At 67.1% G+C, this 10195-nt stretch carries 7 protein-coding genes and 3 pseudogenes; 4 read left to right on the top strand and 6 right to left on the bottom strand.

Annotated elements, in window-relative coordinates:
* Positions 1 to 175 precede the first annotated feature (175 nt).
* The 3 genes and pseudogenes from ASG63_RS21295 (at position 176) to ASG63_RS21285 (ending at position 4564) form a co-directional block, all read left to right on the top strand.
* Positions 176 to 1864: a beta strand repeat-containing protein gene (locus ASG63_RS21295; protein WP_056221429.1), complete on the top strand. Its 1689-nt coding sequence runs from the start codon at positions 176 to 178 to the stop codon at positions 1862 to 1864.
* Positions 1865 to 2020: 156 nt separating this feature from the next.
* A pseudogene (locus ASG63_RS26675) lies at positions 2021 to 3289 on the top strand (autotransporter domain-containing protein); the annotation flags it as partial.
* Positions 3290 to 3351: 62 nt separating this feature from the next.
* A pseudogene (locus ASG63_RS21285) lies at positions 3352 to 4564 on the top strand (IS3 family transposase).
* Between the two features lie 49 nt (positions 4565 to 4613).
* Here the strand turns inward: ASG63_RS21285 and ASG63_RS21280 are convergent.
* Positions 4614 to 4793 carry a hypothetical protein gene (locus ASG63_RS21280; RefSeq protein ID WP_056221424.1) on the bottom strand — a complete coding sequence of 60 codons (180 nt, stop codon included), beginning with the start codon at positions 4791 to 4793 and terminating at the stop codon, positions 4614 to 4616.
* A 120-nt stretch (positions 4794 to 4913) separates the two neighbouring features.
* On the opposite strand from ASG63_RS21280, the gene ASG63_RS21275 reads away from it, so the two are divergent.
* A complete protein-coding gene (locus ASG63_RS21275; protein WP_056221421.1) occupies positions 4914 to 5270 on the top strand; it encodes a hypothetical protein in 357 nt (118 codons plus the stop codon).
* 214 nt (positions 5271 to 5484) lie between these two features.
* Here the strand turns inward: ASG63_RS21275 and ASG63_RS27150 are convergent.
* The 5 genes and pseudogenes from ASG63_RS27150 to ASG63_RS21255 form a co-directional block, all read right to left on the bottom strand.
* Positions 5485 to 5676 (bottom strand): annotated as a pseudogene (locus tag ASG63_RS27150) (hypothetical protein); the annotation flags it as partial.
* A gap of 89 nt (positions 5677 to 5765) precedes the next feature.
* The gene (locus tag ASG63_RS21270) at positions 5766 to 7202 is read right to left on the bottom strand and encodes an 8'-apo-carotenoid 13,14-cleaving dioxygenase (RefSeq protein ID WP_056221419.1); all 1437 of its coding nucleotides are present in this window, start codon (positions 7200 to 7202) and stop codon (positions 5766 to 5768) included.
* Between the two features lie 434 nt (positions 7203 to 7636).
* Positions 7637 to 8563: a molybdopterin-dependent oxidoreductase gene (locus tag ASG63_RS21265; protein ID WP_056221416.1), complete on the bottom strand. Its 927-nt coding sequence runs from the start codon at positions 8561 to 8563 to the stop codon at positions 7637 to 7639.
* On the bottom strand, positions 8560 to 9441 hold the full coding sequence (locus ASG63_RS21260) for a cytochrome b/b6 domain-containing protein (protein ID WP_409565325.1): 882 nt from the start codon (positions 9439 to 9441) through the stop codon (positions 8560 to 8562). The genes ASG63_RS21265 and ASG63_RS21260 overlap by 4 nt, the downstream gene beginning before the upstream one ends.
* A 76-nt stretch (positions 9442 to 9517) precedes the next feature.
* The gene (locus tag ASG63_RS21255; RefSeq protein WP_018041746.1) at positions 9518 to 9751 is read right to left on the bottom strand and encodes a hypothetical protein; all 234 of its coding nucleotides are present in this window, start codon (positions 9749 to 9751) and stop codon (positions 9518 to 9520) included.
* Positions 9752 to 10195: the final 444 nt, after the last annotated feature.

Genomic DNA, 10195 nt, shown 5'->3' with positions numbered 1-10195 from the left:
AGGCCTAGGCTTGACGTTGCGCCGTTCGTTGCTTCTGACTGTTCCGGCCTGGTCTGTCCTCGTCTCTGAGGCGAGCGCCGATTGCCAACCGGGGACACCGACGAGCGGCCAGACCATTGCCTGCTTCGGGACGTCGACGGGGTACGTCGCGCCCGCAGCCGCCACGGGCCTGACCGTGACCGTCGCTCCCGGCGCGACGGTCACGCCGGTTCAGACGAGTGGCGGCGCCAATCCCAGCTTCACCAACATTCGTGTCGTCGGCGGCAGCCTCGTCAACAACGCGGGCACGATCACGAATCCGGCCGGCCAGGCGCGCGACAATTTCGGCGTCAACCTCGCGGGCGACCTCTCGACCTTGAACAATACCGGCACGATCAGCCTCGTCGCACCTGCGGGGAACGCCACGACCCGGCTCTATGGCGCCTATTCGAGCGCACCCAACGGCGCCCAATACGCCAGCACGACCGTGACCAATGGCGGCACGATCAGCGTCGTCCAGAACGGAAACGGCATCGCGCGCGGAATCTACTCGGGCGAGAACACGACGCTCTTCACGATCACCAACACGGGCCTCATCAGCGCCACCCGGGCCCCGACCGCAACCGCCACCACCGCGCTCGTCGCGGGCGTCGATTCCGACGACGACACCGACCGCCTGGTGGTGAACAACGCGGCCGGCGGGCGCATCACGGCGACGGGGGTCAACACCCGCGCGATCAACGGGCGCGCGGCCGATCTCGTGATCAACAACAGCGGCACGATCCAGAACACCACGGCCGGAGAGGCGGCGATCGCCACCTACGCGCTGAACGCCGGGAACGCGGGCGATGCCACGACGCCGCGCGCCTACAGCACCACCCTCACAAACACCGCCACCGGCGTCGTCTCGGGCGATATCCGGCTGTTCGATCAAGATCTCCAGACTGGCGCCACCCTGGTGAACCTGCGCCGCTCCGGCACCGTCGCCAACGCCGGAACGATCACCGGCACGGTCGCCTTCGGTGGCGGCAACGCGGTGGTGACCAACACGGGCCGGATCGGCGGGAGCATCAGCTTCCTCGACGTCGCCGGAACCGTGAACGCGGTCAGCCTCGGCACCGGCTCCAGTATCGGCGGCAACATCACCGCCCGGGGCCTCGGCACCAACACCCTCACGCTCTCCGGCACCGGGACCCTCATGGGGGCGGTGACCGGCTTCACGAGCCTGACCCAGGCCGGCGGCGCCTGGACGACGGGCGCCGGCTCCACGCAGGCGCTGTCCGGAAACCTCACCGTGGCGGGCGGAACCCTGACCCTCGGGGCCGGCTCTACCCAGACCGTCGGCGGCGTCGTGCAGGTCACGGGCTCGGGGGGCCAGCTCACCGTCGCCAACACCCTCACGAACAAGGCCGTCAACCTGTCGGGCTCGAACACGACGGTGGTCAATCTCGGCACGATCACCGGAACCGGGGCCGCGGGGCGCACCAACACGGCGGCCAACCGGGTCTACGGCGTACTCGCCAACTCGACGGGGGCCGATTTCAGCAACGTCGCGGTGGTGAATCAGGGCACCATCGCGGTGACGGAGAACGGCATCGGCGTCTCCCGCGGCATCTATGCCGGCGAGAACATCGCCTCGATGTCGGTGGTCAACGCGGGCACCATCTCGGCGACCCGGGCCTCGACCAGCACCGGCACCGCCGCGGTGGCGGCCATCGATTCCGACGACGACGTGGCGTCCCTCACCGTGACCAACCAGGCCGGGGGCCGGATCTCGGCCACCGGCACCGGAACGCGCGCGATCCAGGGCCGTGCGCAGAGCTTCACCATCGCCAATGCGGGCACGATCGCGGGGCCGGCCGGCGGGCAGGCGATCGTGGTCTAAGGCAACGGCACCGCGACGCTCACCAACGCGGCCACGGGGACGATCGGCGGCGACGTCCGCTTCACCGATTCTGACCCGCAGGTCGCCACCAGCACCGCGCGGCGCAACAGCAGCACCACCAATGCCGGGCGCATCGACGGCAGCCTGCTCTACGGCATGGGCAGCCACGCCCTCGCGAACACCGGTACGATCACCGGCGGCATCACCCTGAACGACGTCGCCGCCAGCCGGAACACCATCACCCTCGGCACCGGCTCGGTGATCCAGGGCAACATCGTCGCGCAGGGCCGCGGCCGCAACGCCCTCGTCCTGACCGGGGCCGGCACCCTCGCGAGCAACGTCTCGGGCTTCACCACCCTCTCGGCGCAGGGCGATGCCTACACCCTGGCCGCCGGCACCACCCAGAGCTTCTCGGGCGGTGCGACGGTCGCCGGCGGATCCCTCATGGTGAATTCGACGCTCAATGCCGACACGCAAGTCGCCGCCGGCGGGACGCTCCTCGGAACCGGGCGCATCGGCGGCACGCTGACCAATGGCGGGACCGTCGCGCCCGGCAACGCCACGGCGGCCTACGGGACCCTCTCGGTTTCGGGCGCCTTCGCCCAGACCGCCGGGGCGACGCTCAGCACGGCCGTCGCGGCGACCGGCGAGGCCGCCCGCCTCAGCGTCGACGGCACCGCGACGCTCGCGGGCACGGCCAGCCTCGTTCAAGCCGACGGTCAGTACCGTCCGGGCACGCGCTACACCCTCGTGACGGCCCAGGGCGGCATCACCGGGGGCTTCAGCGCCGTGACCACCAGCAATGCCCTGCCGACGCTGATCCGTGCCGTGGCCTCGAGCGATGCCACCAACGCCTACGTCACGCTGGCCCAGCAGAGCTTCGGCCTCGTGGCGCGGACGCAGAACCAGGCCAGTGCCGCCCGGGGCCTCGATGCGGCCCTCGCCGGCAATACGGGCGCCTTGACCACCCTCGACTACCAGAGCGACGGCGCCAACGCGGCGCTGCTCGACCGCGTGGCCGGCCAGGGCTACGCATCCGTCGCCGATCCGCAGCTGCGGGCCGGCCGGGCCTTCGCGGACCAGCTCGTCCAGCGCGGCTACACCGCCATCTTCGAACCGGGCCAGGACGGCTTCACCCTGCCGCCCGCCGTCTACGCCGCCGACCTGCCGCAGCGTCGGTCGGTGCCGGAGGCGCGCTTCGTCCCGACGAACCGCGGCTACGGCGTCTGGGCCACGGGCTACGGTCAGTTCGGCACGGTGGACGGCACCGCGAACGCGGCCGGTCGCACCGAGACCATCGCGGGCTTTGCGGGTGGCATCGACGCCCACACCCAGCCCGGAACGGTGCTCGGCATCGCGGCGGGCTACGGCTCGGTCGATGTCGGCCTGTCGCGCACCGGCGAGCGGGCGCACACGGACAACGCACAGATTGGGATTGCCCCGGTTTGGTGGACACCGACAACGCTTTCGCGTGAGGTGTTTATCCGATGCCCAAGAGCCATCCCCCATACCCCGCCGAGTTCCGCCGACAGATGGTCGAGTTGGTCCGCGCCGGCCGTGATCCGAACGATCTGGCTCGCGAGTTCGAGCCCTCCGCACAGGCCATCCGCAACTGGGTGGCCGAGGCCGACCGCAGCGAAGGACGGCGTGATGCGAAGCCACCGCCTGCCGACCCCGGCCTGACAGCGGTTGAGCGCGATGAACTCGTCCGGCTACGGCGCGAGAACCGGCAGCTGAAGCTGGAGCGCGATATCCTCTCTCGCGCGACGGCCTGGTTTGCTCGGGAGACCGGGGTTCTGCCGTCGGGGTCTTCCGGTTCATGAACGCGAACCAGGCCGACTTCCCGATCGCTGCCATGGCACACATGCTCGGCGTGTCGAAGGCGGGATACTATGCCTGGGCTGGCCGGCAGCCCTCGGCGCGTCGGACAGCGGACGCAGCCCTGCTCAAGCGAATCCGCACCGTCCATCTCGGCTCGCACGAGACTTATGGCGCGCCACGCGTCCACGCCGACCTGCGCGAACAGGGCGAGCGGCACTCTCGCAAACGCATAGCCCGGTTGATGCGCGAGGCTGGCCTTGTCGGAGCCAGTCATCGGCGTGGTGGCCCTGTCACGACGCGGCGAGATCGAGAGGCGCGCCCGGCTCCCGACCTGGTCGACCGTAACTTTGCCGCCGCTGCCCCGAACCGGCTCTGAGTAGCGGATATCACCTACGTGCCGACTGCTGCGGGCTTCCTCTACCTCAGCATCGTGCTTGACGCCTTCAGCCGCCGGATCGTCGGCTGGGCCATGGCCAATCACCTGCGTTCGGAGTTGGTTCTGGACGCTTTGGAGATGGCCGTGACACAGCGCAGGCCCCGCGACGTGATCCATCACTCGGACCAAGGATCGCAGTACACGTCGCTGGCCTTCGGCAGCCGCTGCCAGGAGGCGGGCGTGCGACCCTCGATGGGTTCGGTCGGCGACGCCTACGACAACGCCATGGCCGAGAGCTTCTTCTCGACCCTCGAATGCGAGTTGCTCGCCCGCCGCCGCTTCCGTTCGCAGGCCGAGGCACGAATGCCTGCTTCAGCTACATCGAGGGCTTCTATAACCCGCTGCGCCGGCACTCGGCGCTCGGATACCGCTCGCCCGTCGTATACGAGCAGGAGACCCGGCCGCACCCGTCACCTGAGACCCGGCTCAGCCAAGCCCCCTAACCGTCCACAGAAACGGGGCAATCCCAGTGAGACGCGTTATTAGGCACCGCTACCTGATTTGGCTCGTCTTGATCGATCCCGTTATCACCGGCTCGCCCAGGGCAGCGGCGAAAGGATTTAGGCCTTTCTGGTCAACCACGTTGGCCGAGTAGAGAGACCCCACCGCGAGCAGGCCAATCGCCAGCGCAGCTTTCAGAACCGTCCAGAGTCGGCCGAAGGCGAAGAGCATTGTGCGTTCCTGAGGTTGTCACTCAGCCTGCAGCGCTTTGGTTAGAGCGACCTTAATGTTGCCGGCTTACCGCTTGCATGAAGCGCCACACAGTCTCGCAAGCGGACCAGCCCGAACACGATGATCAAATCTGCCCGCGTTCTTGCTTGGATGCTGCTCGCCGCCCTGGTCTTCGTGACCGTCTGCCCGATCGAGTACCGGCCGCATCCACCAGGCTTCCCTGTCACGGTTGAGCGGCTGGGCGCCTTCGCCCTCATCGGGTTCCTCTTTGCGGTTGGCTACCCTCGGTACCGCTGGCAGGTTGGCATGCTGATCGTCATCGCGGCCGGCGCCCTAGAGGCATCCCAGATGCTCGATCCCTCTCGGCATGGCCGCGTGGCTGATTTCGCCGTGAAGGCGGTCGGGGCAATCATCGGGGTTGTTGGGGCATTGGTCTTTAGCCGCCTCTCGTCGCGCCCGACTGGAGCCTGCGCCTAGAGCGGTGCCCGACCGGCTTACATCGACCGGGGTTTCGAAGGGAGCGCAGATGTGATTCGATGCGCGGCTTTCTGAGGAGGGGCGCCGGATACCCTCAGCTCTGTCAGCTGATCCGCGTGCTCACGACGCCAGATCCGCTGAACCCGGTCCTTGCCCAACCTGCCACCCCGCTGCCTGCAGCAGCGCGGTGATGCAGCGGTAGCCATCCCAAGGACAGGGGCTCCCGCAGCAGCGGGTTGTCGAGCAGGTAGATCTGGCCGACCAAGAGGTAGTTTTCTGCCCGCTGGTAGGCATCGATGACAGCGAGACCTGTTGGTCCCAGCGGTCCGGGCACGAAGCCGGGGAGGAACGGCTTTCCTCCGTGATCCTGGATATCGGCAGGCTTCGGGTCGCTCGCGACAGGCATTTCGGCTTCCCGGGCATCACGGGACAATCCTGCGCCCCATGCGATATTACAGAGGAAAGCGGATCGAGTGCCGAAGCATCCAGAGACGGTCACTCGGTCCACGACTTTGGAAACCAGTTCCCATGAAAGCCTGGCGGGATCCGATGCCCCAGGTGCACCGCGGCGACGGGCGCCGCCTCGAATGCGCGCGCGTCGAGGATGACGAAGTCGGTCGTGTCACTCACCGTGTCGACGACGAGCCCAACGAGCCAGCCCTCGTCTTCTTCAGCCTCGGGCCTCGCAGGCACGAACACGAACTCGCCCGGGACACTGTCGGGGCCGAACTCGTGAACGCGCCGCTCCCGTGTCTCCAGATCGTGCTTGTAGAGTTGCGTCGCGCCCACGAGCTGAGTGTTGCCGTCGGCGGGGACCGAGCCCGTATAGACGTATCGGTGGTGCTGCCCAAAGCGACGCTCGTCGATCCGGGGGAACTCCTGCGCCGCGGAATCGATCACCCGGCGGTCGACCCGCCCCGTCGTGGGGTGGGCTGTCCAGCGCTCCAGCCGCCCCGGTGCATCGAGGCCACCACCTGCCGAGGCAAACACCCTCTCGTAGGTGACGACGTCGAGGATCACCCGCCCATCAGCGTTGTCGTAGGCATTGGCGACGTGGAAAACGAAGCACGGCTCGACCGCGCACCAGATGATGTCGGCGGCCGTGCCATGCCGCGGGAGCAGGCCGACGCGGGCGCGGTGGGCCGGGTTCCAGCGGAACGGGAAGCGGTGTCCTGCCAGCACCGCCCGCATCGAGAAGGTGACGGGCAGGTCTAGCACGACGACGAAGCGGGTCGTGATCGCGCAATCGTGGATGCAGGGGCCGTGTTCGACCGGAATTGAGACGTCCCGCACAACGCGACCGGCGGGCGAGATAACGACGTGGCGCACGCTGTCCCAGACGCGGCCGTCATAGGCGATGGCATGTGTTTCACCGGTCGCCGGATCGCGATGCGGATGCCCCGTGAAGGAACCGGCGAGGGTGCCGTCGAACGTATCGTAGCGCTGCGTCTCCAAGTCCTCGGATAAAAAGACGGGAAAGCTGCCGGCTTCGACCACGGCAAAAGCGCGGCCGCCGATCGCGACGACGTTGGTGTTGACGGTGTCGTCGCCGCGGCGCGGTCCCGGGGCAGCGGGCCGGCCGAGCGCTGCGGAAGCTGCATGCGAGCCGATCAAACGGTTACGGTACCACATGGCCTTTCCGTCCTCAATGCGGAGACCGTGCACCATGCCGTCGCCCAGGAACCAATCGTGGCCGCGCGTCGTCGGGCGGGCGGGGTTGGCGCCCATCTTCAGGTATCGGCCCTCGAGCCCCGCCGGGATCGTCCCGGTCACGGGCAAATCCCGCAGGGTCAATTCCTCGCGCATCGGCGCGTGGACACCGACCACGAAGGGGTGCTGCGTCCTCGGAAGGCGCAATCGATTGCAGGCCGCCACCAGCGCGACAAGGCCCTCGGCGGCGGCACGCAGGCTGGACTCCATCAAGTTCGGCATCGGGGGCTGGCTCGGGGTGATCGAAGGAAAAGCAAGAGCCCGGGTGATGGAGGCGCTCGCGTTTCCGGATAAGAATGCCACCTCTGGTCGCCGGGGAAGACTGGGCGATTTTGTCGATGAAGCATCTAACCACGTCTGGCCACGCGACGGGAGTGGATCGCTGTGTCTATGGCGTAGTCAGCCAAGCGCTCGGACGCCTCCAGCCGCCGGATGAAGGGCTGCTTTCGGGTTTGCTATCGACCAACTTCTACGGCGTAGTTGGGTCGGTACCTGCCCGTCCGCGCTACAACCGTGTCGGGTGGGGTTCTGCCCGTCCGCTTCTGGACGGAGAATGGGGCTAACAGCCATTCTGATCGGCCAGGTTTTCATTGTCCGCCGCCGCCCGTAAGATGTTGATCGAGTTCACCTTTCGAAGCCGGCTGCACGCGAGCGGCTCAGATGCCCGCATACCAAGCGTAGCCCTGGTCCTCCCAGTAGCCACCCTTGCCCTCGCCAAAATGGGCGAAGCTCTCGACCACCTCGATGCGCATTACGTACTTGGCCTGCTTGTAGCCGAGGTTGCGTTCGACCCGTAGGCGCAGCGGGGCGCCGTTCGCGATAGGAAGCGCCTTGCCGTTCATGTCGTAGGCGAGGATCGTCTGCGGGTGGAACGCGTCCACGAGGTCGATACTCTCGTAGTACCGGACGGACGTCCCGCCGCTGGCCGCGGTGTCCTCCGGCGCCTGTTGGCCGCCGGAATCCTTCCTACTCTCCCCTCCGCCCGACTGCTTGGTCATGGCCGGGTTGGTATTGCCGGCGGGGGGCGCCTCGTCGGTATCCTCACCGTCTCCGCCGCCTTCGAGCGCACTGCCCTGGTCCATGGTGTCCGCGCAATGAAACACCACGTAGCGCGCCTCGGGCTTCAGCTTGGCGCGGGACAGGAGGTCGGCGAGCGGCACGCCGGTCCATTTGCCGATGGCGCTCCAGCCCTCGACGCAATCGTGCCGGGTGACCTGGGTGCGGGCGGGAAGCGTGCTAAGCTCGGCCAGGGACAGCCGGAAGGGTACCTCCACGAGGCCGCCGACCTCAAGGTGGTACTTGGCGAACTTGCCCTTCGCCAGGGCCTTGTAGTCTTTGTCCAGCGGATCCTCGGTGCCGTTCGGCTTGAACCACGGCGAGATGTCGGACTCGGCGTATTCCGGCGCCAGCGTCCGGTCGGTCAGGAGCAGGCGTTGGACGAACAGGTTGGCGTCCTCGCCGGTCTTGATCGTGCGCTGGAACCAGTCAGCGTTGCCTAGGCGGTCGCACCCGCCGAGCATGGCCGCCGCGGCCGTGGCGGACGCTCCCGTTAGGAGGGCACGTCGGCTCGGAAGGGAGTTCATGACCGGGGCTCCGCGGCGACGGCGACCGGCTCGACCTTGCGCTCGATCACGAACCAGCCGGTGAGCATGCCGCGCATGTTGTTCCAGAACCCGGAGAGCAGGACGAGTGCGACGTGCACGACGACGAACAGGACCAGCAGCGCCGCCACGACGAAGTGAATCGTACGGGCAGACTGGCGCCCGTCGAACAGGGTCAGCAGGAACGGGAAGGCCGCGTTCATCGCCGGCGACATCGCGAGCCCAGCCAGCACCTGAACCGGCAGGAGCACGAACAACACGACGAGGTAGGTGAGCTTCTGGATGACGTTGTAGCGCTTGGCCTCGTCGCCCTGGGGGAAGCGCAGCGTCAGGTGCTCCCACACTGACGCGCCGAAGTGCCGGACTTGGTCGCGCGACGGGATCACCCGGAACCGAAGCTGTCCGCTGACCAACCCGTAGAGGAGGTAGGCGAGCCCGTTCAGGACGAAGGCCCAGGCGAAGAAGAAGTGCCAGCTACGACCGCCGGTGAGGTCCTGGTCGCTCGGCAGGGTCGTCCAGGCCGGGAAGCCACGGTCGGCCGGCTCGCCGTTCGCACCGACCGAGGAGCCGAGCCAGCCGGTGGTGTCGAATGTCGTTCCGAAGATCGTGGTGACGCCCTTGGGCGGGTCGTCCTCGGTGGAGGACATCGCCATCAGCGGCGTATCGAAGGTCGAGACGTTGCCCCAGTACAGAGCCGGATGGGCGTTGAAGATCTGCAGGCCGCTCATGAGCAGGACCAGCAGGCAGACCGCGTTGACCCAGTGCGTGACGCGGATGACGGCGGGGTGCCGGAACATCCAACGACGGCGCTCGACCTCGCCGGTCTCGGGCGCGGAACGGGTCAGGTAGGTTCGAGCCAAACGGTCTTCCTTGAAGTCATGGCCATCGGGGTGGAGGCCCCATGTCGGGGCCTCCGAAAGCGCATGGCGCTTGGGATCACATCCCGCGGTTCATCATCCGCTTCTTCATCATGCGGCGCTTCATCATGTTCTTCCGCATCATGCGCTTCTTCATCATCATCCGCTCGCCGCGGTCCATGCGGACCTGGGTGACGCCGCTCTCGGACTGCATGCCGTTGACGGACATCGGGGCGGCCGTGGCCGAACCGGCGGCGAGGGCGATGCCGCCGAGAGCGGTCAAGGCGGTCAGCGCAAGAGTGAACTTCTTCATGTAGGATCTCCTGTGGAGGTGAACATCTTATCCAACCCACACTACAACATCATGATTGTATCGTTGTTCCTAACAATTAAAGAATGACTTTCCTATACTATGATAATTAAGCAATAGATATTCCGCGCTCAAATCAAGGCTTTTGGCCTGGGCGCGATCCTATCCTCGGCTATTGATACGGAGTCGGTCCCCGAGAAGTTTCAGCCCCCCGGCAGGAAGCCGCCGAGCCGGATCTCGACCTTGGACGAGTGGGCGACTTCGACCAGACGCCATCGAGGCCATTCGCATCAGGGCTCACGGCTGCACCGGAGGCAGCCCATCTCCTGCTTGCAGGCGAAGGCCCGCAGACGTGGCGCTGCTGCCGACATCACGGAGCGACGAACGACCGCTTTCGGCGGATGGCGTAGGGTAGCTTAAACGGCAAGGTCGGGTCGCAACCGGCCC

Source organism: Methylobacterium sp. Leaf94 (assembly GCF_001426045.1).
In the GTDB taxonomy this organism is placed as follows: domain Bacteria; phylum Pseudomonadota; class Alphaproteobacteria; order Rhizobiales; family Beijerinckiaceae; genus Methylobacterium.
Note: the sequence above shows the minus strand (reverse complement) of the source record. Positions and strands in the feature narration are given on the sequence as shown.

Bases quoted from the DNA above. Each gene is read 5' to 3' on its own strand.
- ASG63_RS21280 (WP_056221424.1), bottom strand. From the start codon at position 4,793: ATGCTCTTCGCCTTCGGCCGACTCTGGACGGTTCTGAAAGCTGCGCTG.
- ASG63_RS21275 (WP_056221421.1), top strand. From the start codon at position 4,914: ATGATCAAATCTGCCCGCGTTCTTGCTTGGATGCTGCTCGCCGCCCTG.
- ASG63_RS21270 (WP_056221419.1), bottom strand. From the start codon at position 7,202: ATGCCGAACTTGATGGAGTCCAGCCTGCGTGCCGCCGCCGAGGGCCTT.
- ASG63_RS21265 (WP_056221416.1), bottom strand. From the start codon at position 8,563: ATGAACTCCCTTCCGAGCCGACGTGCCCTCCTAACGGGAGCGTCCGCC.
- ASG63_RS21255 (WP_018041746.1), bottom strand. From the start codon at position 9,751: ATGAAGAAGTTCACTCTTGCGCTGACCGCCTTGACCGCTCTCGGCGGC.